Source organism: Odoribacter sp. Z80 (assembly GCF_009935865.1).
Taxonomy (GTDB): Bacteria; Bacteroidota; Bacteroidia; order Bacteroidales; family Marinifilaceae; genus Odoribacter.
In genome coordinates this window covers 289,955-315,841 of sequence record NZ_QWEL01000003.1, presented here as the reverse complement: position 1 = coordinate 315,841, position 25,887 = coordinate 289,955, and the positions used below count along the sequence as shown (strand labels likewise).

The window sequence follows — 25,887 nt, the reverse complement described above, 5'->3', positions numbered from 1 at the left end:
TAGTAAAACCTTAAGAGGCATTGAATCTTTTTAAGGAACCGGGTCATAACCATGTCCTCCCCAGGGATGACAGCGTAAAAGCCGTTTAACGGCCAGCCATAAACCTTTTAACGGTCCGTATTTTTGAATGGCTTCTACTGCATAGTGGGAGCAAGTGGGAGTGTACCTGCAGGTCGGAGGTTTTAAAGGAGAAATACTGTGTTGATAAAATTTAATAAGGCCCAGAAAAATAAAGCTCAAAAGGCGTTTTAAATAATACATCATCATATGGTTAAGTCGCCTGAGGAAGATAATGTGGAATCTTTTCCAGAATATTTTTCATGGCTTTTTCTATTTTAGAATAACTGAACAAATGGTTGTCCAGGTAGATAAATAAAATGTCCAGGGTTGTTCCCGATGGCAGACTCATGTAAAAATCAGGCTTATTCAATCGGTAAGCTTCGCGGGTTATTCTTTTGATGTAATTTCGTTTTACAGCTCTTTTGAACTTTTTTTTGCTGACGCTAATGGCTATGCGGGCAGGAAATTCACCGGGGAAGGAAGAATCTTTTAAAATGACCCGGAAAGGATATTTCACAAAGCTACACTCTGAAGCCAGCAATTCTTCGAGCAGTGTTTTACTACACAGACGTTCCGGTTTGCTTAGTGAATACATGAGAATAAAAACATAAAACTCTGAAGTCAGGATCTGGCTCCAGAGTTTTATATTAAAGTAAGTTATTTATTTTTATTTTCTTTGTTGAAACGCTTGATAAACTCTTCGATGGCCATAGTCATTGAAGGGCATTGAGGTGTTGGAGCTTTTATATCCAATCTCAATCCGGCTTCTTCTACTGCTATGGCTGTTGCTGGTCCGAATGCCGCTATGACGGTTGTGTCCTGCACAAAATCAGGGAAATTCTGGAACAGTGATTTAATGCCGGAAGGAGTATAGAATGCTATAATATCGTATTCTTTCAGGTTTTTGATATCGCTCAAGTCGCTGGCTACTGTTTTGTATAAAATAGCCTTGGTATATTTCAGGTTCAGTTGGTCGAGTAAACCTGGAATATTTTCTTTATGAATGTCGGAAAGGGGAACTAAAAAATTCTCGGTTTTATGTTTCAAGAGAATTTTAGTCATATCATCCATTTTTTTGTCTCCGTAGAAAATTTTTCTTTTCCGGTATACAATATATTTTTGAAGATAAAAAGCAGTGGCTTCTGATATACAAAAGTATTTCATCGTATCCGGAACGGTAATTCTCATTTCACTGCAAATACGAAAGAAATGATCAATAGCAGTCCGGCTGGTAAAAATGATAGCAGTATGGTCCAGGATATTGATCCGTTCCTGCCTGAATTCTTTCGCTGCAACTCCTTCTATTTTAATGAAAGGACGAAATTCTAATTTTACACCATATTTTTCCGCTAATTCAGAATAAGGAGATTTTTCTGTTGCCGGTTGGGGTTGAGATACGAGTATCTTTTTTATCTTCAAAGCAGTAGAGTTTTAAATTAATACCCATTTTAAGCCACCATTTTGTATAATACAAGAAGAGGCATTATTTCAAAGCCACAAAGGTACAAAAACATATACAAAATTGAAACTCTGTGTGAGAATAATATTTCTACTTCCCGGATGATTTTAACTATTATAAATATTAACGAACTAAATATAACAATTTTGAGTAAGGGGATTACTGCAAAGGCTTGCACAAAGAAAATGGAGATAATGAAAGGGGAGATAAACAGTCCCAGAAAGATATTGTAAGTCCACAAATTCACTATAAATTCATCGGCAGTTCCTTTTGAGTTAAAAGTCCATCCCAATATACGGATAAGAAGAAGCAAGAAAAAATGATAGAAAAATAATCCGGTGAAAATATAAAAAGTGGAAGGAGAAAAGAAAACATTCCAGGTGATAAAGGTAATGCCTATCGAAATAGCTGAAAAGGATAGTGCTAAGGCAAGAATATAGCAAATCAGGTTGGAAGCAATTCCTTCATTCAGAATGATTTCACTTTTTTTTCTTTTGATGAGGATGTGAAGCAGATTGGAGAGCAGGTCTTTGCCCCTTAGACGAATAAAGGCAAAGATGATAAGAAAAAGAATGGTGTAGATAAAATCTCCCCACAAGTTCTCATTTTTTCTTAAATAAGTAGCAGGCAGCGACGGAGCCTGGGAAGAACGGATTTCGAAAGTATCGGTCTGGAATTCGTTCAGGGGACAAAGACTTCGGCCTTGCTTAGAAAGAAAATATGTTGTATTTGTATTTTGCATTGAATTTATAAATAATATTAAGGCTGATTTCGTGCGATCCTTCCATTGAATTTGCTAAATTTCCCAAAGACATGTCGTAGGAATAAGCCAGACGATAAGTTAATTTTTTGTTGGCAGAAGTAAATTTCAGGCCTATTTTAAAAATAATGGCCTTGTAATTTTCACTTGAACTGTTCAGAAGCTGCGAGCTGTACCAGACCCCTCCGAATACCGGATCGGTATAAAGGTCGCTGCCTATTATAAAGTTGTTGAATGAAGATGCCGACATTAGTTTGTTTCCTTGATTCTCAAATAATAATCCGGGACATACGTAAAGATTGCTTTTTTTGTCCAGGCTATATAAGGATGTACGTATAAAGCCCGCCCATTGTAAACTTAGCTTCATGGGAATTTTTTGTTTTATTTCCATAAAGTTATTTTTCGGCCGGGTGAAATGATGGATGGAAAAACCGATGTAGTTATGCATAAATTCCCGGTAATGACGTTCCCAGGGAAGATGTACCATAAAACCGGTGCTGAAATCCCAATAGTTTTGTTTTTCATTGACTTCCATCGGCCGGGTCACGGGGAAAATGTTGCCGTAAATTTCATGCAGATTGCCGGAATAAATGTATTGATTAAAATCCAGTCTTTTATCCTGATAGCTTCCCCGGATGCCCAATTGAAAGTAAATGCCCTTTTCTTTATTGAAATAACCTCTCCAGGAATAAGAAAGGCCTGCTCCCGTGGATTTGATGAAACCTCCTCCTTCGTCACCGGAAATCACAAATAGACCGAAACCGTAGTTATTGTAAGTTTTCAGGTCTGCTGAAAAAAAGAGTGTTGAAAAATTTCCGGGAAATTTTGGCCATAATTTCTGATAGGTGAGTAAAGTATTCAGTTCTCCTTCTCCTAAGCCGGTGAAAGAGGGATTGTAATGTGTGCGGTTTTCCCAAAACTGAGAAAAAGTATAATCCTGAGCCATAGCTGTTTGATGGGCCATGAAAATCAAAAAATAGAATAAAATTCTATTTTTAACAGGAGATTTCATACAAAAGATGGATTGAAATTTATCGCAATGATAGAAAAAAAATAGGACTTATTAACAAGTTTTTCACAAAAACATGTAAACTTGCAACATTTTAGCGGTTAGTATATACTTTATTCTCAGCGGAAATGAAAATAAAAATATTTTTTTGTTTATCTATTTTGTTTTGTTTGTCGGAAAGGGGATGGGCGGACACTGTTTCCGGCATAGATACAACATGGATAGTCAATTATCAATATTCTTCAGGTAGCCGCGATACTTTTGAATATGTTCCGGATATTCCCGAAAAGACCGGAGAACTGGCAAAATATAATTATATTCAGGTGGTGTGGGGTGACCGGACTGTTGACGGAGAGGAGCAGAAGTCTCCGTTTTTCAAGTTTGACGGGAATCCGATAAGCCTTCCCACGCATAAGTATGCCGAGGGGATGTATGATCTCATGATAAATTTTTATGAAAATGACCCTTCCGGACATCCGGACATGTTGCCGGATTACCAACAGTGCCGGATTATTTTCAATCGGGATCTATCCGGTTCAATAACCATTGAAGGGAGAAACGGTTGTATGGAAGATGGGGCGGACACTTTTTTGGTGCGCATCCATAATCATGAAATTAATCCCAAAGGGACACAATATTCGGTAGAGGTGCAATGTATGGCCCCTGTCACAGACCGGTTGTGGGGTTCATTTCCGGCTACACAAAATATTACGGATTCCGTGTATGTGGTATTTTACGAGCCGACCGGAAATTTCGGAGCCATGATTCAGGTCAATATGACCTACAAGGAGAATGAAGATTCCCGTTTTGTTAAACGAGGTTCAACAGAAGCCCGAAAGGTATATGTTTACAGTAAACCCGATTTACATGAAATATTTCATTATAAGGATACATTAAAAGACGAATCTCGGGATTATCCGTTTCAATATCTGGAATTATGTACCGGAAGTGAATTTGAACCGATGAAATTTGATTCGTTGAGGAATATTAAGTTTGCTTATGCGGACGGCTCACCGATGTACAGAGAACGCTACAATTTTGATGTACAATATTACCGGAAAGACTCGGTTAATCAAACCGATTGGGTGAATGTCACTTCTGATAAATCTATGGTAGATACGGTTGATATGCTTTTTAATTATCCTGGTTTCTATAAGATAGAAATGGTGGCGGAGAATGTCTGTGGACGGACTTTCCTTTCTACGGAAGATTTAAGATGGACGGAAAAAAAACAGTTGATAAAAGTATATCAGAACGGCAAAAATACCTTTGAGTGTAAAGAAGACCGGTTTTGCGGAGTTCCGGATGAGGGGGTGGTGATCACCATAATGGATCGCAGTTTTAGGTTTGCCTGGGACGCATCTCCTGCATATGATTTTAGTATTTTACGCACGTTTGAGGGGAAAACCGATACGGTTAAATTAAGAAATGCACCGGAAATCATTTGTTATAAAGACGGGAATCCTTATAGTGTTTTTGAGGCTAGTACGATGGGGTGTGATTCTACCAGATTACAATTCCGGCTTTATGAATTGGGGGCTTATGAGGTAACCGTGAGCCGGAGTAATTATTGTGGGGATCCTGTTGAATACTCCCATGCGGTGAGTATCGGTGATGTGCCGCTTTTGCCGCAAGATGTTCTTTGGACCCAATTGGGGGTTACAAAGACGGAGCCTTTCCGGTCTTGCGGGGAATATGTTTATACGCTGCCTGAAATTGATATGGATGAACGGATGTTTGAGGTGGATTCTATCGGGTGGTATTTTGAAAAAAAATCTCGTGTAGATACCTTGTATCAGGAGTTGGGGGTGCTCCGGCAATATGCCTTTGATTCTTTGGGCGATCATAAAAATTATATCCGCTTAAGGGCCCGGAATTACTGTGGCTGGAGTTTGCCCGAAGAACTTGAATTGTATACGGATGTTGTTCCCCAGGTTTCGCTGTGGAGGGATTCCGTCGAAAAGAATGATTCTTTATGTGTGGGAGTGGAGTATGAGTATTATTGGGTGGGGAATATGCCTCAACATTACTCGGTGAGGGGATTGTGGCAAAGGGATGTGGAAGTGAACGGTTCTTTGGTGTCACTGGGGTATGATGCAATATTAGCTTCTACGGAAGGAGGCGATATTCCCCGGGTTGGCAGAGTGAAGTATAATCATCCTTCCAATCGAATTTGTGAATATTATCAGATTTGGAATACTAAAAATCCGTCCTGTTTACAGGAACTTAAAGATTCTCTGGCTATTGTATCACCTCCTGACGGTTCTTTTTACAAGGATACGGTTTGGCACTGTGAAGATTTTCTGACTTTGGAGGCGAAACAATTATTTCAGAATGAAAATCCCGGTTTCAGTTATGTGGAATGGAAATTTAATGAAGAGGCTGTAGTCCGGGATTATCCGGATGCTTTTAACCGTTCGTGGCTTTTGAGTGCTGTTCAGGAAGATTCCTTACAATTGGTTTCTTATAGTTCGAAAGGATGTCGCCGGGAAGATAAAGTGGTGTTCTTGCCTGTTGAAAAGCCGGACTTGGTTTTGAAACAGAAAAATCTGGAGAAATGCGCTGATGTCACATTGGGTAGCAGTGATTATACAACTCCTTTTATTCAGTCGTTTAACGGGTATACAAATCCGGATATTGATTTGAAAATTTATCAGGAACAGGTGGATGTCTATCACTTGATTTATGATGTGTCTCAGTCGGTGAAGGTGAAGAAAGACGTGGAATTGAACCGGGAAAGCAAAGATACGGTACGTTTGATTTATGAAGGTAAAAATAAAAGGGTTACTCCGGGCTTCGGCGATTGTATGGTGTTCGATACGCTGGCTTTGAAAGTATGGAAACCTTTACTGGAAATAAGGGGAAGTGATACCCTCCGGGGAGGGGATAATGACCGGTATGAATTGAAAAAGAACGGTCTGACTTATACAATTGATACGGCAGATATTAAGGACCAACGGATTACCTGGACTTTATTGGATAAAACGGGGAATCAGGTTTTGGGGCATAATATGGAGATGTCCTATCTGTTGCAGGAAAGGGACCATCAAAAAGATTTTTTGGAGTTTGAGTTATCTGGTTCCAGTGCGTGCAAAGAGATGCTAAGAGATACTTTGGTGGTATATTTGTCCCGGGAGCAGTTATGGGCGCATTCGGATACAATATGTGTCAATGACCCCGGATATTTATTGTGGGGGCCTGACCAAGGCAAAACCTCCGGTAAATTTATTAATCCGTCCACTTTGAAGTGGACTCTTTTACCGGATAAAAACGGGCTCTCTTTGGGTAGCCTGACAGGGACTGTGGGAGAACTGGTGAAATATGTGCCAGGTACGGATGCCTGGAAGGCAGATACGGTAAAAATAGAAGTGAAAGGATGGAATCAGTATGATTTAAGCCAGACCGGGAAGGTATTGACGGATACTGTTTTTCTGAAAGTGAATAAGCCTGCTAAGAATATATTTCCGGACACTTTATATTTGAAAGCAGGTGAGGAAAGTGGCCGTACTTTGGTCATAGATGATATACGGACTTTCCGGAGCGGAGTTGCGAATGCCGGTGAAGCGAATAGTGCGGACATTACCTGGGATTGGGCCGGTGACGGAGGGATGAATGCCAGTTTTGTCAGTGGAAGATTTTATTTGGGCTTGCCTTACGATGAGGAAAATTATACAGCTAATTTTAACGTAAAATTCCGGGGATTGAAAGGGTGTCCGGAAATAGAATCCCGGGTGATTGTCTGTGGTGTGATGCCTCCTGTAGTGAGTATGAGTGACTTTGATCTTTGTGACGGGAGTAGCGTTAGGGTAGATACTGGTTATCAGATAAAAGGGGAAGATGGTTTTTTGCGTTTGAGTTGGAGTACGCCGGATGGAAATGGTCAGTTTGTGAATAGTTTTGGCCAGCTTCAATATCAGGCAGGAGTTGTAGACCCGGTAACTACATTGAAACTGGATGTTTCCAAAGTGTTTACACTTTATGATGGTGTTTCGGCGGAATATCGGACATCTGCTGCCGGTACGGTGCATTTATACCGGAAACCCCGTTTCCATTTACAAGATGGACGGGGACATGAAATATCACATGATACCCTTTGTGTGGACGAACAGAAGTATGTGTATAAACGGGATTGGATTGCCGGAGAAAATTTCAGTGAGGCCAATTGTACTATGTTGAATATGGTGGCGAACCGGAGTATCGGATTGAGCGGTGATTTCCCGGAATTTACTTTACAGGAGGGGGTGACTGAGGCCAGGTTAATTGTAACTCCCGACTTTGGTACTTGTAAGAAATGGGAGGATATCGGAGATACGATTTATATTACGAAGCTGACCCCGATGAACGGGAGTTTTGAGGTTCCCTCGACTGTATGTGAAGGGGGTGAGTTTGAGGTGGAGCAAGTTACGTTGGATTCGCGATGTAAGAGTTTTTCGTGGCTGGCACAAGGAGGTACGGTGGACCAGTCGGATTTGAAAAAACCGAAATTTACGGCTACCGGAACAGGGAAAGCTGCCCTGTCTATGCTGATTACCCCTCCGCATGGGTGTTTACCTGTCGAAACCATTACTAAGGAATTCGATATTCTGGAAAAACCTGTTTTGGTATTGCGGGACACTTTGATGTGTGAGAATGGAGAGCTTACCTTTGGTTTTGCCAAGTCTTCACAAATGCAATCTATTGCCTGGAAGGCAAATGGACGTGTTTTTCAAGTGACTGCTGCAGAGTCTGAAGTTACCTATCACTATAAAACGGAAGATGTCGTGGACGGAAAAATCCGCATAGTGGCAGAAATTACACCTCAGTTGCCTTGTAAGGATAAGATATTATCGAACGAAATGTGTGTCACTGTACAACAGCTTCCTTCCATTTCAGGTAGTTTGCAGGCAGAAATGTGCCAGGGAGACAGTTTACGGTTTTCATCCGACATTGTGTCGGTATCCGATTATCAAAGCATCCAGTGGGCCTTGAACGGAAGTGCCGGAGAGCTAAAGGATGCGAATACGTTGACTTCACAATATTTTCCCGGAGAAACGTCCGGACGCCGGAATTTGCTTTTGAAAGTGAAGGGGCTTTCTGTTTGTCCTGAGATTTCAACTCAGGTGGAGGTTCATGTCTTGAAGGCAGATTTGCCTGAGTTTACTATTCCTGCTGTGAGCTGTATCGGAGAGGAACTGGAGATTCGGCAGGTGGCAGAAGATTGTCCTTCGGGAGGTTCAGCCGTTTGGGCATTGGATGGTGCGGAGGTTTCCCGGGAATGGAGTTCTTTCCGGAAAACTTTTTCTGAAGCGGGAGAGCACCGTGTCCGATTGACGGTTACTTTGAATGGGAAGTGTCCGCGCTTTTTAGAAAAACAGATGACGGTACATTCATTGCCACAGACTGATTTTGTGAGTGTTCCGGATTCTATTGTAGGTGACGGAAATGAAGTGCATTTTACGAATATAACCCCTGGTACGGTTTCTTATGGCTGGGATTTCCACGGATATGGAACAGAGGTGCGCGATGAAGGAGGCGTGTATGTGCGTCGTTATGACTGTAAAGGGGTATCTTCCTTGTTTGCTGATGTTACGTTGACTGTGACGGATATCAATGGCTGCCGTGCTGCGAAGACGCATACATTGAAAGTTGTCGGTAAGCCCCGGGCCGAATTTGAAGTTACACGTTTTGATCCTTGTAGCGGAGAGGTTGAACTGAAAAATGTTTCTACTGGCGAGAACCTGGATTTTTATTGGAATCTGGGGAATGGGTATACCTCGGTAGATACAGTTCCTGCGAACCTTGTATATCCTCCTGATTATAAAGATTCGGTATATCATATCACACTTCAGGTGACGAATAAAGCGGGAACATCTCAGTTTACGAAGGAAGTAAAAGTGATTTCTTTGTTGTCGCCGCGATTTGTGATTAGTCCGGATAAAGAAGGCTGTGAAGGGAAACAGTTGAACAAAGGTTTTTCCAACCGTACGGAAGGAGATGCGGATAGTTATACTTTTTCCTGGGGAGATGGGACTAAGGATCAAGTATTTACTGAATTTTATCCTTTCCCTGTCTATCATTCATACCATAACCCGGACACTCGGGTGAGGAAATATGCGGTTACTTTGACAGCTGCCAACAGTTGTCATAAGGAGATATATAAAGATTCCGTGTCTCTTTTGCCGAGTGTGATTAGTACGGAACTTACCTTGAGTGATACCAGGGTGTGTTTCGGGAATGAGATTGTTTTTAAAAATCAATCTTTTGGTTTTGCTGAAGATGTTCAGGCCTGGTGGTATTTTGATTCAGATACCCCTCTGCGTGAGAATAAAGAGGAATTCTCACACCGGTTTGATGTTCCCGGTACTTACCCGGTTTTTCTGGTTATGACGGACCGTTGTAATTCGGATACTTCTGATGTCGTTCCTGTTCGGATATTGGGCGACCGCTCTCTTGCTTTTTCCATTAGTGAAGAACCTTATTGCAGCAATCAGGAAGTAACGATGAAAGTAAGGACTGATGTCAGAGAGCGTTTCACTGGTTTTGAATGGGATTTGGGAGATGGAGAGGTTCAGAAAGGGATGGATTCTGTGAGGAAAGTTTATAGACACAGAGGGACGTATCCTGTGACTTTAACGGCTAATGCCCTTTCGGAAGGGAATTGTCCTGTGACTGCTCCGGTGTTGATGTTGAAAGTGAATCAGACCCCTGATGCTTTTATTGAAATGCAAGGTGCTTCGGAAGGATGTCATCCGCATGTAATAGAACAATTTTCCCGGGGCGGAGAAGGAGATGAACAGATATTCTGGGATTTTCAGAATGCAGGGACATCCACAGACCCGGTAGTTCAACAAGTCCTTTTCGGCGAACCGGGCGTTTATCCGGTTTTGTTGCGATTGACTTCACCGGAAGGTTGTATAGATACTGCTTTCAAAGTGATTACGGTGATGGAAAGTCCGGAGCCTGCTTTTGAGGTTTCTGCGGGTCAGTTTTGTTCCTCGGATGGTAATTTGAGTATCGGTTTAAGGAATCAGACAAAGAGCCCTCAATTGTTTTCCTATGAGTGGTCTTATAATGACCGGACTCCGTTTTCCAGAATGGAAAATCCCGATAGCCTGAAATTGAACAATGAGTTTGGAGAGATTCGGATTGAGCTACTGGCTGTGCATCATGAAAATGGTTGCCGGACGAAGGCTGTCCGGCAAGTGGTATCGGGGCATCAGGTGCAACCTGATATCAGGGTGGATAGTGCCGTATGTTTGGGTGTTCCGGTGGATTTGCTGAATGTTTCTGTATATGGAGAGCAGGTCCGTTGGGAGTTGGGAGACGGAAGTGTATGGGAACAGGACACTTTTTCCTATGTTTATGATGAGCCTGGCATTTATAGATTGAAAGCTGTTGTGGCTAATGCTGCCGGGTGTGCTGATTCTTTGGAGAAAACAGTGAAGGTTTATCCCCTTCCTGTTGCGGATTTCTCGTATGAAGACGGGCAGTTTATTCCGGAAGAACTGGATGGACGTCTTGACTTGAGTACATTGCCGAATGTGAAGAACGGGAGCATTCGGTTTAAAAACCATTCTTTTGTAGATAGCTATGGTTTTTCAAATATGAAATTGGAATCCTTCTGGAGTTTTGGAGATGGGTCAGAAATAGCGGGTGTGGATGAGCCGGAACATTATTTTGATAATAATGGGCAATACGGAGTCCGTTTACTGGTTTGTACTCCTTATGGATGTTGTGATTCCGTGATAGACAGAGTGTCGGTGGATGCCGTAAAGGGATTGTTTATCCCCAATGCTTTTGCTCCGGGAGCGGGAGTGGTGGAAAATCCGGGTGTGGCCCTTTTCCAGCCTAAAGGAATCGGATTGCTATCTTATGAAATAAAGGTATACGACCAATCCGGGACTTGCGTCTGGAGTTCGGATAAGTTGTCGGAAGGACATCCGGCAGAAGCTTGGGATGGAACCTTTAAAGGGGAGCCTTTGCCGGGAAGATTATATACTTGGGAAGCAAATGCCATTTTTATTGACGGTTCGGTGTGGACCGGAGAGAACGGGCATAAGAAAGGATATGTCATTCTTATCCGGTAGCAGATAAAAGGCCCTGAAAAGTAATTTTAATGGGCCTCATACCAGTTTTCTCCGAATCCTGTGCTTACAGTCAAAGGAACGGAGAGTTTTACTACCTGTTCCATACAATTGGTGACTAAACTTTGAAGGAGATGTTGTTCAGATTTGTGACATTTGAAATTCAATTCGTCATGTACCTGAATGATCATTCGTGACAAAAGGCCTTCTTCCCGGATGCGTTTGTTGATGCAAATCATAGCCATTTTGATGATGTCTGCAGCGGAACCCTGAATGGGGGCATTGATGGCGTTGCGTTCGGCCATTCCCCGGATTACTGCATTCCGTGAGTTTATATCGCGGAGATAACGACGTCTCCCCATAATGGTTTCTACGTACTCTTTTTTCCGGGCTTTTTCGACGGATTCTTCCATGTATTTTTTTACGTCGGGATAGAGCTTGAAATAGCCGTCTATTAGTTCCTTGCCTTCTTTCCGGCTGATGTGGAGACGTTCGGCAAGTCCCCAGGCGGAAATGCCGTAAATAATACCAAAATTGGCCGTTTTCGCCCGGCGTCGCATTTCGCTGGTCACTTCTTCGAGAGGAACATGGTAAATTTTAGAAGCCGTAGCAGTATGGACATCTATTCCATGATTGAAGGCATTGATCAATTCCTTGTCCTGACTCAGGTGGGCCATTAGACGGAGTTCTACCTGTGAATAATCTGCAGAAAAGAATACATAATCTTTATCTCCGGTCACGAAAGCTTTTCGGATTTTACGTCCTTCTTCAGTACGGATGGGGATGTTCTGTAAATTGGGATTCAGACTACTCAGGCGTCCCGTAGCAGCTTCGGCCTGGTTGAAATGGGTATGGATTTTTCCTGTTCCCCGGTCTATAAAGGTGGGTAAAGTTTCTGTATAGGTAGACACCAGTTTCTTTAATCCTCTGTAATCTAATATTTTGGTGATTATGGGATGTTCCTCTTCCAATTTGGCCAATACTTGTTCCGAAGTACTGTATTGTCCTGATTTGGTTTTTTTATGGGTACTGTCGATTTTCAGTTTATCAAACAGGATTTCCCCCAATTGTTTCGGGGAACTGATATTAAATACCTGGCCGGCTAAATCATAAATTTCTTTTTCAATGACATAAATCTTTCCGTTAAGTTCCTGGGTAATGTTTTTCAGTTCGTCACAATCGATACTTACTCCTTCGTATTCCATATCTGCCAGTACAAATACCAGAGGCATTTCAATATTGTTGTAAAGGGTAAGTAAACCGGTCTGTTGAAGTTCATCACGCAGTTTTTCATACAATTGGAAAATGATATTGGTGTTTTCTGCAAAATCGTTTTCCTCCGGTAATTCTTCATCAAATTGCAGGCTCAATTGCTGTTCTTCCTTTACTTTGTTGCCCGCCAGTTTATAGTTCAGGTATTCCAGGGCAATTCGGTTGAGGTCGTGAGACATGTCCGGGTGTAATACATAATGGGCGATTTTAACATCAAAGATTGTGTTTCGTACGGCAATGCCGGCCCTTTTCAACCAGATTATGTTATTTTTTACATCTTCGGAAATCAACGTTTTGGAACTGTCTTCAAATACCGGTTTAAATTGGAGAAGTATTTCCAATGCTTTTTCCGGAAGTCCCGGAAGACAGATATAATTTACTTCATGAGGTTTGGTCCCGAAACAAAGACGGGAGGGCCAGGACTCATACAAGGAATCTGCCTGGAGTTCTGTATACAGAGCAAATAGGTCCGAGTCTTTCAATTCTTTGATAAGGGCTGGGATGTCCTGACTGCGGTCGGTATAAATTACCTTGATATCAGGCAATTCAGTAGCAATGTCTTCTTCGGATTCGGTGTTCAGAACTCTCCGGACCAAAGAAAATAATTCAAGTTCCTTGAAAATCGGTTCCAATACTTTCACATCCAAGGGCTTTTTTTCCAGGTTGTCCGGAACAATATCGGTGGGTACTTCTGTGCAAATGGTAACCAATGTGCGGGAAAGTTGAACTGTAGGCTGGCAGTCCAGCAAGTTTTGACGCTGTTTGCCTTTCAGTTCATCGATGTGGGTATAAATACCATCAATGTCGCCATATTTATAAACCAGTGAGGCTGCACTTTTCGGACCGATACCGGAGCATCCGGGCACATTGTCGGCAGTATCGCCCATTAAGCCTAATATATCAACCACCTGGTCCACCCGTTCTATACCAAAGTGATCCAGAACTTCTGCGATACCCCAGACTTCTGATTTATTTCCGGAGCGTCCCGGTTTATACATAAAGACTTTTTCACTGACTAACTGGGCGTAATCTTTATCAGGCGTGATCATATAAACGGTATAACCCTCTTTTTCAGCTTTTTTGGCCAGGGTGCCAATGAGGTCATCGGCTTCGTAGCCGGGGGCGTCAATGCACGAAATGCCTAATCCTTCAATGATATTTTTTATGTAAGGAACTGATTTCCTCAAGTCTTCAGGCATGGGCGGACGCTGGGCTTTATAGGGCGCGTACATTTCATGGCGGAAGGTTGGACCTGCCGGGTCGAAAACTACTGCAATGTGGGTGGGTTTTTCCAGTTCCAGCAGTTCAACCAGAAAATTACAAAAACCGAAAGTAGCAGAAGTATTGATACCTGTTGTGGTAATCCGGGGATTATTGATAAAAGCATAATACGAGCGGTATATGAGCGCATAAGCGTCCAGCAGAAATAAAGTTTTGGAATCAGGCATATTGTATTTTGTGATGTTTTAGTGGCAAATTTACAGGAAAACCGTGTAAAAAGCGAATGAATTCCAAAGAATAACATTATGCGGATATGAGGTAAAATATACCGGTAAATTTATAGGTGTGTGTTATTTTAAACATTTTGGGTGATTATTGAAAAAAAATCAATATTTCCCATAAAAAACGGCTTTTGATATTTGGAAGGGAATGTTTTGTTTGTATCTTTGAGGCCATAAAATTGAAAGAAATGAAATCATTTTGGAATGCATATTACTTTTATTTCTACTTTTTTAGCAGAAAGTAAAGGGCTTCCGTATGATGAATAAAAAAATATGATAAGTAAGCCCTGAAAATTTCAGGGCTTTTTTTTATGACGATATGATGGAGAAATATTTTCGATTTAGCAACTGGTTTTATTTTTATTTCTACTTTTATTTTAGAAGAAGTAGCCGGTGGCTGTATATTTTGTCCTGAATCTGTATGATAATATATATGAACCCCGGCTTGATGTCCGGGGTTTTTTTGAGAATAAAAACGAAAAAAAGATGACAAAAATTGCAATTCAAGGTGTACACGGATGTTTTCACGAGCAGGCTGCGCGTTTGTTTTACGGGAATCAGATTGAAGTTTGTGAATGCCTGAGTTTTGAGGATCTGTTTCTGAGTTTAGAGCAGCAAAAAGCGAACGGGGCGGTTATGGCTATTGAAAATACCGTAGCCGGAGGATTATTGCCGAATTATTCGTTACTTCATAAATACGGTTGTCCGATTAAAGGGGAGGTGTTCCTGCGTATTCAACAAAATTTGATGGCTTTGCCCGGACAACGGATAGAGGATATTCGGGAAGTACATTCCCATTATATGGCTATTGCCCAGACCCGGGAATTTTTTAAACAATATCCGCATATTCGTTTGGTGGAATCGGAAGATACGGCAAAAAGTGCGGCGGATATTGCAATCCGGGGATTGAAGCATACCGGAGCGATTGCTTCCGGATTGGCTGCAGAACTTTTTGGTTTGGAGGTTTTACAGGCCAGTATAGAAACCCATAAACAGAATTATACTCGTTTTCTGATTCTGGACGAACATATTGATGTACCTGAAAAGGACAGGGATAAGTCGTCTATTTGCTTTACTCTTCCACACAAAAAAGGAAGTTTGTCACAAGTGCTTTCAATCTTTACTTACTATGACCTGAATCTGACGAAAATACAGTCATTACCTATTCCCGGCCGGGAATGGCAGTATTTTTTCTATGTGGATCTGAAATTTGAAGATTACGGGCATTACCGGGAAGCCATAAATGCAGTAAAGCCTTTATTGGAAAACATTACCGTTATGGGAGAGTATAAAAGTTATTGTTGATAAAAATATAAATATTATGATTATTAAACCCGCCAACCGGACGAATTGTGTTAGTGAGTATTATTTCTCCAGGAAGTTGCAGGAGATTGAAGCCATGAACCGGCAGGGCATACCGGTGATTAATTTGGGTATCGGAGCTCCGGACCGTATGCCTCCCGAAGAAGCTATCCTTGCTTTGATTAAAGAGGCTCGGAATCCTGCGAATCATGCCTACCAGAGCTATAAAGGAATTGCTTCGCTGAGGGAGGGGTTTGCTGATTGGTATAAAAAGTATTATGATGTGGAGCTGAATCCGTTTACAGAAATTCAGCCGCTGGCGGGTTCTAAAGAAGGAATTCTGTTGTTGTCGCTGGCTTTTTTGAATAGAGGGGACAAAGTATTGGTTCCCAATCCGGGTTATCCGACTTATTCTTCTGCTTCCTTGCTGGCTGAAGCAGAAATTATTCCTTACGATTTAAAAGAGGAAAACGGTTGGTTTCCCGATTTCGGGCAATTGGAAGCGATGGATTTATCCGGTGTTAAAATGATGTGGACGAATTATCCCAATATGCCTACAGGTGCCAGAGCTGACAGGCAATTGTATGAACGTTTGGTTGCATTCGGATTAAAACATGGTATTTTGATTTGTAATGATAATCCTTATAGTTTTATTTTGAATGAAGAACAATTGAGCATTCTCAGTGTTCCCGGGGCGAAGGAGTGTTGTGTGGAGTTGAACTCTTTGAGTAAAGCCCATAATATGTCGGGATGGCGTATCGGAATGATAGCCGGGGAGGCTGATATAATAGCCAATGTCCTGAAAGTAAAGAGTAATATGGATTCGGGTATGTTTAAACCTTTGCAATTGGCTGCTACCGTTGCATTATCCCAGGGGAAGGATTGGTACTTCCAATTGAATGCCGAATACCGCAAGAGGCAGAGACTGGCCGGAGAGATTTTTGATTTATTGGAAGTGAAATATGATAAAAACAGCGGAGGTATGTTTCTATGGGGAAGAGTTAGTGATTGCTGGAAAAACGGGGAAGAGTTATCGGATTATATTTTGCAGGAAGCCAGGGTATTCATCACTCCCGGATTTATTTTTGGAAGCAATGGGGAACATTATATCAGAATTTCCTTGTGTGCGACACAAGAAGTTTTATCGGAAGCTTTAAACCGGATTCGGAAAGCTTTGCGGTTATCTCCTTTTAAACACGGGTCATTTTGTTAGTATGCTGAAATTAAATAGGGAAGATATGCAAGTAGGAATTATAGGAATAGGTCTGATTGGCGGTTCTATGGCTGTGGATTTGAAAAAAAGGGGATTTGCCGACCGGGTAGTCGGTGTGGAACAGGATGCTTTGCATGCGGCGGCGGCACAGGAACTGGGATTGGTGGATGAAATTGTGGATTATGAAACATGTGTTGCCACCAGTGATATTATTGTGGTTGCTGTACCGGTAAGTGCTGCAATCCGGATTATTCCCGATATTTTGGATAAGGTGGACCGTCAGGTGGTAACCGATGTTTGTTCCACAAAAGAAAAAATTAACGATCTGGTCCGGTACCATCCGAACCGGAAAAATTTTGTAGCAGCCCATCCTATGGCGGGAACTGAATATTCAGGTCCCTGGGCTGCTTTGCCCGGTTTATTCGATGGCCGGGCGGGAATTATCTGTAATGCGGAAGATTCGGATATCCGGGCAGTGGAATTGATAAAGCAGATGTATGATTGTTTGAATATGCGGATCATTTTTATGCGTGCGGCCCATCATGATGTACATACGGCTTATGTTTCTCATATTTCTCATATTACTTCTTTTGCGTTGGCGTTAACAGTTTTGGAGAAGGAGAAAAATGAAAAGAATATTTTTGACCTGGCTTCCGGGGGATTTTCTTCCACGGTGCGTTTGGCTAAGAGTAATGCTGATATGTGGGCTCCTATTTTTTCTCAGAATAAAGAGAATGTATTAACGGTTCTGGATACTTATATGGAGAAATTGCAAGAGTTTAAGCACCATATTGAAGAGTATGATGAGGAGGGGATAAAAAAATTGATTCATAAGGCGAATAAGATAAAGAGAATTATCCGGTAGAAATAAAACACATAAAACGATAAAAAGTATGACAGCTACAAAATTAGATTTAATCCAGACGGAAAAATGGGGACTGTTTTCTGATATGAGAAAGCCGGTTATTATTGCCGGGCCATGCAGTGCGGAAAGTGAACAGCAAATTTTTGAAACCGCGAAAGCTTTGAAGAATGCCGGAGTGGAAGTGTTACGTGCGGGAATATGGAAACCGCGTACCCGTCCTAATTGTTTTGAAGGTGTCGGTTCGGAAGGTTTGTCATGGATGCAGCGGGTTCAACGGGAGTTGGGAATGAAAATTTCTACTGAAGTTGCGAATGTAAAACATGTTTACGAAGCTTTAAAGGCCGGAATGGATATGTTGTGGATTGGTGCCCGGACGACTGCCAATCCTTTTGCGATGCAAGAAATTGCTGATGCTTTAAAGGGTACAGATATTCCGGTACTGGTAAAAAATCCTGTGAATCCGGATGTGGAATTGTGGATTGGAGCGCTGGAACGTTTAAATATGGCGGGTTTGAAAAAAATGGGTGTGATACACCGGGGATTTTCTACTTATGGGAAAACGAAGTACAGGAATGTACCGCAATGGCAGCTGCCGATTGAGATTAAGAGACGTTTTCCCGAAATGTTAATGATTTGCGATCCGAGTCATATCTCCGGTAAGCGGGAATATATACAGGAGATTTCCCAACAGGCTATGGATTTGGGGTTTGACGGTTTGATTGTGGAGTCTCATATTTGCCCGGAAATTGCTTTGAGTGATGCTGCACAACAAGTTACTCCGATGGCTTTGTCCGAAATATTGGATAAGTTGGTGATTCGGGATATTGATTCGGAAAATGTGGAATATAAAGAAAATATTGATGAATTGCGGGCCAGGATAGATGTGCTTGATAATGATTTGCTGGAGTTATTGGCAAGCCGGATGAGGGTGTCTGATGAAATCGGAAAATACAAGAAGCAAAATAATATTACGATATTACAGCCGGGGCGTTGGGACACCATCTTGGGTAAAGTGTTTGAGAAGGGAAATCAAAAAGGTTTGGATAATGAGTTTCTGGAAAAGATATTCAAGGCTATTCATCAGGCTTCTATTGACCGTCAGACCAAAATTATGAATGAATAATCAAAAGGAGTGTCGCAAGACACTCCTTTATTTTTCAGAAAGAGAGGCCAAGCCCTACAGTATAAGCATGTAATTTGGGGGTGTCGCCGGATTTGAACATATTGGTCAGTGTATAGCTGCCCCATACGTTCACATGGTGGTAACCTATTCTTGCGATAGCATCTGCTTTGAAGGGTATCATGTTGAAGTTTCCTTTCTCTTTCTTTTTATGTTTTTCTCCTTCTTCGTCTTTATAAACAATTTTTGTTTTGGAATGCATCCGGAAACCTCCCATAAAGCCTGCGGAAACATACATACGTTTTTTATTTCTGGCGGGGAATTGAACTTCCATTAAAAGCGGGATAGTTAGGTAAAGTGTTTTGAAACAACTGCGACGGACAGATCCGATATTGTTGTCGTGTTCGGTCGGATGATACATGATTAAATCTCCATCTTGTTTCGTGATGGAAATATCATCTTTATTAAACCGAAGTCTCTGATATTCCAACCCTAAACCGGTCAATAACCCTAAGTTGTCACGACAGGAAAGATTAATGTCATATTTGAACAGATTAAATTGCATTGCAAATGAACGACACCAATCCAATTCTAAATCTTCCCAAGGAGAAGGAATATGAGTAAAATTTACAAATCCATACTGGAATCCGCTCCAATGTCCTTTGAAAGATGAATAATATCTATTGGGAGAAGCTTTTTTTCCAAGCATAAAAAGTTCTGATGCCGTAAGTTCTTTTTTATCCTGATTTTCTTTTTGATAGATGGAAGTGTCTTGAGGTGTTGTTTTCTGATGCCGGAGAATAATTGTTGCGGATTCGTTGTGCCTTAAAGTATCTTTAGTCACATCGTTGTTTTGTGCAGATAGCGATAAACTGAACAGAATACAGAGAAGTATTAAATCTGATTTCATGATTTTATTGTTTTGGTTGATTTTAGAATTGAATCATAACGAAAAGCTGAAGCTTTATTTTACTCTTTATCAGAAGAAGGGAAAGAGATGGAATTGAAAAAAATATCTTTCTCTGCTTCGATAATATCCCGATGGCGGGAACGGCCGCCTATCGAGATTTGAAAAATATATTTATTCTTGAAGATAAATCTTTTAAAGTATGTCATTTCATGATTTTCTTTTATAATAGTATATTCAATTTCTTTAATAAATATGCTATCGGAGGGTATGTTTGTTTCATTTTTTAATTTAGCAGTTTCCCGAAGCAAACTTCCTTTCTTGAATTCTTCATATAGCGGCGGGATATTTTCCGGAGTAATAGAAATACCTGTGACGGAGATGTCGGAACAGACAACGCCCAGAACACAGGTTAAATCTTTGGTTTGATAAATGGTTGAAGGTATGTTGTTGATTAATTTCTCCAGTTTTTGCGGATGATTGGGGAAAAGAAAAGAGATTTGGTCTGTGGTGATGCGTTCCCATGGGATTGAACCGGGAAAGAAAGCGGTTAAGAGGAAGAGCAGTCGGAGTAATGGCATCATGAGATATTGAATTATTTGTGATTGATAGGGCTTTCTGTTATTTTTGTGGTAAATTTATAAGAATTTTAGAATATCTGTAGAGTATAAAATATAAATAGTATAAATACTTCTCTGATAATCTGAGTTTAGTGTGTAGAAGTAATTTGTATTTGGATGAAAGTTGCCGGAAAGGAAATGGGCGAACGTCCTTTGATATTAGCTCCGATGGAGGATGTTACGAATCCGCCGTTCAGAAAATTCTGTAAAAAATATGGAGCTGATTGGTTGTATTCGGAGTTTGTTTCTGCGGATGCTTTGGTACGTTCTGTCAATAAATCGTTAAAGAAGCTGACTATAGACGAATGTGAGCGTCCTGTGACCATCCAGATTTATGGACGCTATGTAGATTCAATGGTGGAAGCGGCCCGGATTGTGGAGCAAGTGCAGCCGGATTTTATAGATATTAATTTTGGTTGTCCTGTGAAGAGGGTTGCCCAGAAAGGAGCAGGAGCCGGATTGTTGCGGGATGTTCCTTTAATGGTTGAGATGGCAAAAGAAATTGTCCGTGCTGTCCGGATTCCGGTGACGGCCAAAACTCGTTTGGGGTGGGATAGCGAACATATTCTTATTGAAGATATTGCAGAACGTTTACAGGATGTGGGTATTCAGGCTTTGGCTATTCATGGCCGAACAAGGGCTCAGATGTATACGGGTGAGGCTGACTGGGAGCCTATAGCCCGTGTAAAAAATAATCCGAGGATCCGGATTCCGATTCTCGGTAACGGAGATATTACTTCTCCGCAGAAGGCAAAGGAGGCTTTTGATAAATACGGAGTGGATGGGGTGATGATCGGAAGGGCTACCATCGGTCGTCCCTGGATTTTTCAACAAATAAAGCATTATTTTGCTACGGGAGAGATATTGCCGGACTTATCTGTTGCAGAGCAGATTGAAGTGATTAAAGAACAGATTTTGCTTTCGGTGGATTGGATTGATGAGGTTCGTGGATTATTGCATATGCGGCGCCATATGGCTGCTATGTTTAAAGGATTACCTCATTTCCGGGAACTGAGAATCCGAATGTTGCAAGCTCCTTCTGTTGAGGAGTTATGGAAGGTTTTCGATGAAATCCGGGAGCGTTATGCAGAGATTTGAACATAAAAAATCTCCTTTAAACAGTCTTGTTAAAGGAGATTTTTATTTGTGATGTTTCTATGCCATTATAATGTTGCAATAGCTTTTTCCATACGACGAATGGTTTCTTCTTTGCCTATAATTTCAATGACATCAAACATATGCGGTCCTTTGGCAGCTCCTACAATCGCTACCCGGAAAGGATTCATGACTTTTCCGAAGCCCAGTTGTTTTTCCGTAATCCAGGCGGAAATCACTTTTTCCGTATTTTGGAATGAATAGTCATTAATGGATTTTAAGAGTTCCAGTAATTCTTTCATTAAAACAGGAGCATCGTCTTTCCAATATTTTTTACAGTCTTTTTCATTGTATTCCGTAGGAGCAACAAAGAAAAACCGGCAGTCTTCGTATAGGTCTTTCACAAAATTATACCGTTCTTTCATCAGTCCGCAGATTCTTTCTACTTTGGAACGATTGAATTCCAATTGCTCGGCAGTCAGCGTTTCGCCGACTAAAGTTGCTAATTCTGCATCTGATTTAGCTACCAGGTATTTGTGGTTAAACCATTTGGTTTTTTCCGGGTCAAATTTGGCTCCCGATTTCTTTACTCTGTCTAATGTAAACAGTTCACAGAGTTCTTGCATACTGAAAATTTCCTGTTCAGTCCCCGGATTCCAGCCTAAAAGAGCTAACATATTGATAAAAGCTTCCGGAAAATAACCGTCTTCTTTATATCCGTGCCATTTTTCTCCAGTGGCGGGATCTGTAAATTCCATGGGGAATACCGGGAACCCCATTTTATTGCCGTCGCGCTTACTCAACTTGCCATTACCGACAGGTTTAAGGATTAGGGGAAGGTGGGCAAATACGGGCATTGTATCTTCCCAGCCGAAAGCTTTGTAAAGTAATACATGTAAAGGCAAGGAAGGAAGCCACTCCTCTCCGCGGATAACGTGAGTGATTTTCATTAAATGGTCGTCGACAATATTCGCCAGATGATAAGTGGGCATACCATCGGATTTGTAAAGCACTTTGTCATCCAATAAGGAACTGTTGAAATGAACTTCTCCCCGGATGACATCATGCAGACAGAGTTCTTCATTTTCCGGCATTTTAAAACGAATGACGTAAGAAGTTCCGTTATTCAGTAGTTTTTCTACTTCTTCGGGAGATAGGTTTAAAGAATTTTTGAGTTTTTTCCTACTCCGGGCATTGTAAATAAATGTTTCTCCTTGCTCTTCGCATGCTTTGCGCAAGGCATCCAATTCTTCGGCTGTATCAAAAGAATAGTAAGCATTTCCGGAAGCTATCAGTTGTTCTGCATAGGCTTTATAAATTGCTTTACGTTCACTTTGACGATAAGGGCCATATTCTCCGCCGGCTCCGACTCCTTCATCCACTTTTAGACCACACCATTTTAAAGATTCTATGATATATTCTTCTGCTCCCGGCACATATCTGGTTTGGTCGGTATCTTCAATTCTTAAAAGAAAATCTCCCCCGTAATGGCGGGCAAATAAGTAATTAAACAGGGCTGTCCGGACTCCTCCGAGGTGAAGTGCCCCTGTCGGACTGGGAGCAAATCTTACTCTGACTTTTCTTTCCATTGCTTTATTTATTTTCTTCTGATGATTGATTTAAAATATCGTGGAATAATGTTTTGACGTACTCTATTCCTTTTTTTATGGCTGTGTCTTTAGAAGTGATATTACTGAGGATGGGTTCTGCATGGTTTAAGGGATTTGTAGGAGTATCTGTGAGCAGATATACTGTATATTTCCCGTTTTTACCATTTTTGGTTTTACTGACTAAGCCCAGCCATATATCGATGGCTTGGTTGTCTACATAAATTGTACGTTTGACCTTATACATCAGCGGTTATTTTTATCCTTGTTCTGGAAGTTTAAAAGTGTAATAATTCCAATAAGGCACGCCATTGCAGCTATGTTGAGATATACGGATGTCCTGTCACCGGGAGCGTATAAGGAAAAAGCACTTGAAATCATAATCAGGAATGCCGTCAGTATAATAAGTAGCCGGATAATTTTCATAGAATGTAGTTTTATCATTTTTAATTTTCTGTATATAGGGATTTTTTACGGCGAACGGTGTGTCTGTTCATTTTTTAACAGTTCGTTCGCTCTGATGTATGCAAGGATTATAAATTTAATTTATTTTTTACAGGATTTGCATAAATTTCTAAGAATATATTATTCAAAAGGGATATATTGCCTTCCAATTTATCCATTTTAGTAGTCATTACCTGAATAAATTTTTGTTTTTCCTCAGGAGTGTAATATTGGACAAACTTATTTCCTGAATGCAAAAGGTCGTAAGCAATATAATTGTTAGGCCATAATTTGAAATTCTTATATATTTTTGAGTCAATCAGGTCTGCTAATGCTTGAATTCTTTCTCCGTTGCTGGAAAGAGGGGATATTTGTGCCCACTCTTCTTCGGTGATATGGTCCATGTGGAAATGCACACGTCCTTTATAATCACTGAGGCCTGTAAGCATACTGTTCATGTCAGCTTCCGGAGTTTTGATGTATTCTCCGACGGTTTTGGTATATAATTCCGAAGTTTTTAAAGCATCGCAAGGTTCCCATTCATAAGAAATGGAAAGAGGCATAATATGCAGTTCTTTAAAATTATCTACAAAATTGGCAGGACCGCTCATTTTCAACATTTTCAGAAGGCTCTGCTGGGTGCGGTCATTTCCGTCTTTGGTTCTCCCTTCACGCTGGGCTATCCATACAGAGTCTTCATTTTCATGTATGACTTCCCGGATATATCGGGAACGGATTGCTGAACTGGTGAGCATTTCCCTCACCGTTATATCTCGTTCAATGACAAAACAGGAATTTAGTTTGACTAAGTCGGTGACCCATTCGTTAATCAGTAGATTACTACCGATAGCTGCCCGGGTATATTTGTTGGAGTGTTGCCGCAACAATACGTTAAGGATGGCAGAATCCAGGATAATATCCCGATGATTGGACATGAAAAGATAGGAGGTATCGGGACGCACCAGATCCATGCCTTCTACCGTAACCCCATCTGTCGTGCTTGCCATCAGCAATTGGATTGCCGGACCGAAAAATTGTTGCTGAAATTCATTTCTTGTCCGGATGCTTTTTAAAGAATCAATGATTGTGCCTTTCTCCAGTCTTGTCAATTGAGAAAACAGAGTTAAAAATTCTGCGGATTGGCAGAGCCGATCCCTGGCTGCTTCCATTTCTTTGCCACAATATGGTCTGATATGATCAAATTCAGAATCCGATGTCATGATTTTGTTTTTTTATTGCTGTTATTGCGGGCACACTTCCCTATTTTGCCACAAAGATAAAACTATAAAGCTAAAAGCTGAAAGCTAATGGCTAAAACTTCCGTTAAATGTAGTTTAACTTGTTCTGTATGTTTGTTTTAATGGGAATGATTTTCGTTTATTCTGCCTGGATATTCTTTTAAGGCTATTGCTAATATTTTCATTGCTTTCTTTAGTTCACTGATTTTAAGGACATAGGCTATGCGTACTTCGTTTTTACCCAGACCGGGGGAATGGTAAAATCCGCTTGCCGGTGCCAACATAACGGTTTCTCCTTCGTAACTGAATTCTTCCAGAAGCCATCGGGAAAATTTTTCTGCATCATCTACCGGTAGCCGGACAATAGAATAGAAAGCTCCTTTGGGCATAGGACAAACGACACCAGGCATTTCATTTAAGGTTTCAACCATGTAATTCCTTCTCTGAATGTATTCCTGGTATACACTGGTGAAATATTCTTCTGATGTGTCGAGGGAAGCTTCTGCGGCAATCTGGCCGAGTGCTGGCGGACAAAGACGAGCCATGCCGAATTTTAGTGCTGCTTCTAAAACAGCTTTGTTGCGGGTGATGATTGCTCCGATACGGATTCCGCATTCGCTGTATCTTTTGGACATAGAGTCAAAAAGGATGGTGTTTTGTTCTATGCCGGCCAGATTCATAACAGAATAGTGTTTCAGACCATCATAACAATATCGTCTGTACACCTCATCCGAATAGAGATACAAGTCGTATTTTTTTACAATATTCGCCAAGTCCTCCAACTCTTTTTGAGAATAAAGGTAACCGGTAGGATTATTGGGATTGATAATTACAATCCCTTTGGTTCGTGGAGTGATTTGTTTTTCAAATTCGCTGATGGGAGGAAGGGCGAAGTTGTTTTCTATTTTTGCCGTTACACTTTTAATTTTGACTCCGACCATTGTGGCAAAAGCAGTGTAATTGGCATAATAAGGTTCAGGAATGATGAGTTCGTCTCCTTCATTTAAAGTACTTAAAAATGCAAAAAGAATGGCTTCCGAACCTCCGGTAGTAATCAGGATATCTTCTGTGGTAACGGGGATATTCAGTTTCTGATAGTAATGGGCCAGTTTTTGCCGCAGGGAAAGGTTACCTGCAGAGGGAGTATATTCAATTACGGATAAACGGGTTCGGCGTACAACCTCAAGAGCGAGGTGAGGAGTCCGAATATCCGGTTGGCCGATGTTTAAATGATATACTTTTATCCCTTTTAGTTTTGCCTGATCGGCATACGGAACCAGTTTCCGGATAGGAGAAGCAGGAATGTGTTTGCCTTTTTCTGAAATTTGTAACATAAAATAAAATTGAAGGT

Annotated in this window: 18 protein-coding genes; 6 read left to right on the top strand and 12 right to left on the bottom strand. The window is 41.1% G+C overall.

The genetic code is table 11. From position 1 onward, the window contains the following. Nucleotides 1–30 precede the first annotated feature (30 nt). From yidD to D1136_RS04865, 5 genes are all read right to left on the bottom strand, one after another. The gene (gene yidD, locus D1136_RS04885) at nt 31–261 is read right to left on the bottom strand and encodes a membrane protein insertion efficiency factor YidD (RefSeq protein WP_161876505.1); all 231 of its coding nucleotides are present in this window, start codon (nt 259–261) and stop codon (nt 31–33) included. A 10-nt stretch (nt 262–271) separates the two neighbouring features. Next, on the bottom strand, nt 272–655 hold the full coding sequence (gene rnpA / locus D1136_RS04880; RefSeq protein ID WP_161876504.1) for a ribonuclease P protein component: 384 nt from the start codon (nt 653–655) through the stop codon (nt 272–274). A 62-nt stretch (nt 656–717) separates the two neighbouring features. After that, nucleotides 718–1,479 (bottom strand): uroporphyrinogen-III synthase, encoded by a 762-nt coding sequence (locus D1136_RS04875; protein WP_161876503.1) that lies wholly within the window; start codon nt 1,477–1,479, stop codon nt 718–720. Between the two features lie 29 nt (nt 1,480–1,508). After that, nucleotides 1,509–2,261 carry a DUF4271 domain-containing protein gene (locus D1136_RS04870; RefSeq protein ID WP_161876502.1) on the bottom strand — a complete coding sequence of 251 codons (753 nt, stop codon included), beginning with the start codon at nt 2,259–2,261 and terminating at the stop codon, nt 1,509–1,511. Next, on the bottom strand, nt 2,227–3,291 hold the full coding sequence (locus D1136_RS04865; RefSeq protein ID WP_255491924.1) for a PorP/SprF family type IX secretion system membrane protein: 1,065 nt from the start codon (nt 3,289–3,291) through the stop codon (nt 2,227–2,229). Before D1136_RS04865 ends, D1136_RS04870 begins: the two co-directional genes overlap by 35 nt. A gap of 125 nt (nt 3,292–3,416) precedes the next feature. On the opposite strand from D1136_RS04865, the gene D1136_RS04860 reads away from it, so the two are divergent. After that, nucleotides 3,417–11,354, top strand: a complete 7,938-nt coding sequence (locus D1136_RS04860; RefSeq protein ID WP_161876500.1) for a PKD domain-containing protein — start codon at nt 3,417–3,419, stop codon at nt 11,352–11,354. A 26-nt stretch (nt 11,355–11,380) separates the two neighbouring features. On the opposite strand, the gene polA is transcribed toward D1136_RS04860, so the two are convergent. Then, nucleotides 11,381–14,071 (bottom strand): DNA polymerase I, encoded by a 2,691-nt coding sequence (gene polA / locus D1136_RS04855; RefSeq protein WP_161876499.1) that lies wholly within the window; start codon nt 14,069–14,071, stop codon nt 11,381–11,383. Between the two features lie 540 nt (nt 14,072–14,611). Between polA and D1136_RS04850 the strand changes: the two genes are divergently transcribed. The 4 genes from D1136_RS04850 (at nt 14,612) to D1136_RS04835 (ending at nt 18,628) form a co-directional block, all read left to right on the top strand. Further along, nucleotides 14,612–15,430: a prephenate dehydratase gene (locus D1136_RS04850; RefSeq protein ID WP_161876498.1), complete on the top strand. Its 819-nt coding sequence runs from the start codon at nt 14,612–14,614 to the stop codon at nt 15,428–15,430. Nucleotides 15,431–15,446: 16 nt separating this feature from the next. After that, nucleotides 15,447–16,640, top strand: a complete 1,194-nt coding sequence (locus D1136_RS04845; protein WP_161876497.1) for a pyridoxal phosphate-dependent aminotransferase — start codon at nt 15,447–15,449, stop codon at nt 16,638–16,640. Nucleotide 16,641: 1 nt separating this feature from the next. Next, the gene (locus D1136_RS04840; protein WP_255491923.1) at nt 16,642–17,505 is read left to right on the top strand and encodes a prephenate dehydrogenase; all 864 of its coding nucleotides are present in this window, start codon (nt 16,642–16,644) and stop codon (nt 17,503–17,505) included. Nucleotides 17,506–17,590: 85 nt separating this feature from the next. Next, a complete protein-coding gene (locus D1136_RS04835; RefSeq protein ID WP_370461313.1) occupies nt 17,591–18,628 on the top strand; it encodes a chorismate mutase in 1,038 nt (345 codons plus the stop codon). A gap of 34 nt (nt 18,629–18,662) precedes the next feature. Here the strand turns inward: D1136_RS04835 and D1136_RS04830 are convergent, their stop codons facing one another. Both D1136_RS04830 and D1136_RS04825 read right to left on the bottom strand, forming a co-directional pair. After that, nucleotides 18,663–19,535 (bottom strand): outer membrane beta-barrel protein, encoded by an 873-nt coding sequence (locus D1136_RS04830; protein ID WP_161876494.1) that lies wholly within the window; start codon nt 19,533–19,535, stop codon nt 18,663–18,665. A gap of 59 nt (nt 19,536–19,594) precedes the next feature. Next, nucleotides 19,595–20,116 (bottom strand): hypothetical protein, encoded by a 522-nt coding sequence (locus D1136_RS04825; RefSeq protein ID WP_161876493.1) that lies wholly within the window; start codon nt 20,114–20,116, stop codon nt 19,595–19,597. Nucleotides 20,117–20,269: 153 nt separating this feature from the next. On the opposite strand from D1136_RS04825, the gene dusB reads away from it, so the two are divergent. Further along, nucleotides 20,270–21,250 carry a tRNA dihydrouridine synthase DusB gene (gene dusB / locus D1136_RS04820; protein WP_161876492.1) on the top strand — a complete coding sequence of 327 codons (981 nt, stop codon included), beginning with the start codon at nt 20,270–20,272 and terminating at the stop codon, nt 21,248–21,250. A gap of 65 nt (nt 21,251–21,315) precedes the next feature. Here the strand turns inward: dusB and gltX are convergent, their stop codons facing one another. The 4 genes from gltX to D1136_RS04800 form a co-directional block, all read right to left on the bottom strand. Next, nucleotides 21,316–22,836 carry a glutamate--tRNA ligase gene (gene gltX / locus D1136_RS04815; protein WP_161876491.1) on the bottom strand — a complete coding sequence of 507 codons (1,521 nt, stop codon included), beginning with the start codon at nt 22,834–22,836 and terminating at the stop codon, nt 21,316–21,318. A gap of 4 nt (nt 22,837–22,840) precedes the next feature. Continuing rightward, on the bottom strand, nt 22,841–23,101 hold the full coding sequence (locus D1136_RS04810; protein WP_161876490.1) for a hypothetical protein: 261 nt from the start codon (nt 23,099–23,101) through the stop codon (nt 22,841–22,843). Nucleotides 23,102–23,387: 286 nt separating this feature from the next. Further along, the gene (locus tag D1136_RS04805) at nt 23,388–24,518 is read right to left on the bottom strand and encodes a 1-acyl-sn-glycerol-3-phosphate acyltransferase (protein WP_161876489.1); all 1,131 of its coding nucleotides are present in this window, start codon (nt 24,516–24,518) and stop codon (nt 23,388–23,390) included. Nucleotides 24,519–24,655: 137 nt separating this feature from the next. Beyond that, nucleotides 24,656–25,870, bottom strand: a complete 1,215-nt coding sequence (locus D1136_RS04800) for a pyridoxal phosphate-dependent aminotransferase (protein WP_161876488.1) — start codon at nt 25,868–25,870, stop codon at nt 24,656–24,658. Nucleotides 25,871–25,887: the final 17 nt, after the last annotated feature.

Coding starts and splice junctions, on each gene's coding strand:
- rnpA (WP_161876504.1), bottom strand. CDS start 655: ATGTATTCACTAAGCAAACCGGAACGTCTGTGTAGTAAAACACTGCTC.
- D1136_RS04805 (WP_161876489.1), bottom strand. CDS start 24,518: ATGACATCGGATTCTGAATTTGATCATATCAGACCATATTGTGGCAAA.
- D1136_RS04850 (WP_161876498.1), top strand. CDS start 14,612: ATGACAAAAATTGCAATTCAAGGTGTACACGGATGTTTTCACGAGCAG.
- D1136_RS04845 (WP_161876497.1), top strand. CDS start 15,447: ATGATTATTAAACCCGCCAACCGGACGAATTGTGTTAGTGAGTATTAT.
- polA (WP_161876499.1), bottom strand. CDS start 14,071: ATGCCTGATTCCAAAACTTTATTTCTGCTGGACGCTTATGCGCTCATA.
- D1136_RS04800 (WP_161876488.1), bottom strand. CDS start 25,870: ATGTTACAAATTTCAGAAAAAGGCAAACACATTCCTGCTTCTCCTATC.
- D1136_RS04860 (WP_161876500.1), top strand. CDS start 3,417: ATGAAAATAAAAATATTTTTTTGTTTATCTATTTTGTTTTGTTTGTCG.
- D1136_RS04835 (WP_370461313.1), top strand. CDS start 17,591: ATGAGAAAGCCGGTTATTATTGCCGGGCCATGCAGTGCGGAAAGTGAA.
- yidD (WP_161876505.1), bottom strand. CDS start 261: ATGTATTATTTAAAACGCCTTTTGAGCTTTATTTTTCTGGGCCTTATT.
- D1136_RS04825 (WP_161876493.1), bottom strand. CDS start 20,116: ATGATGCCATTACTCCGACTGCTCTTCCTCTTAACCGCTTTCTTTCCC.
- gltX (WP_161876491.1), bottom strand. CDS start 22,836: ATGGAAAGAAAAGTCAGAGTAAGATTTGCTCCCAGTCCGACAGGGGCA.
- D1136_RS04865 (WP_255491924.1), bottom strand. CDS start 3,291: ATGAAATCTCCTGTTAAAAATAGAATTTTATTCTATTTTTTGATTTTC.
- D1136_RS04840 (WP_255491923.1), top strand. CDS start 16,642: ATGCTGAAATTAAATAGGGAAGATATGCAAGTAGGAATTATAGGAATA.
- dusB (WP_161876492.1), top strand. CDS start 20,270: ATGAAAGTTGCCGGAAAGGAAATGGGCGAACGTCCTTTGATATTAGCT.
- D1136_RS04830 (WP_161876494.1), bottom strand. CDS start 19,535: ATGAAATCAGATTTAATACTTCTCTGTATTCTGTTCAGTTTATCGCTA.
- D1136_RS04810 (WP_161876490.1), bottom strand. CDS start 23,101: ATGTATAAGGTCAAACGTACAATTTATGTAGACAACCAAGCCATCGAT.
- D1136_RS04870 (WP_161876502.1), bottom strand. CDS start 2,261: ATGCAAAATACAAATACAACATATTTTCTTTCTAAGCAAGGCCGAAGT.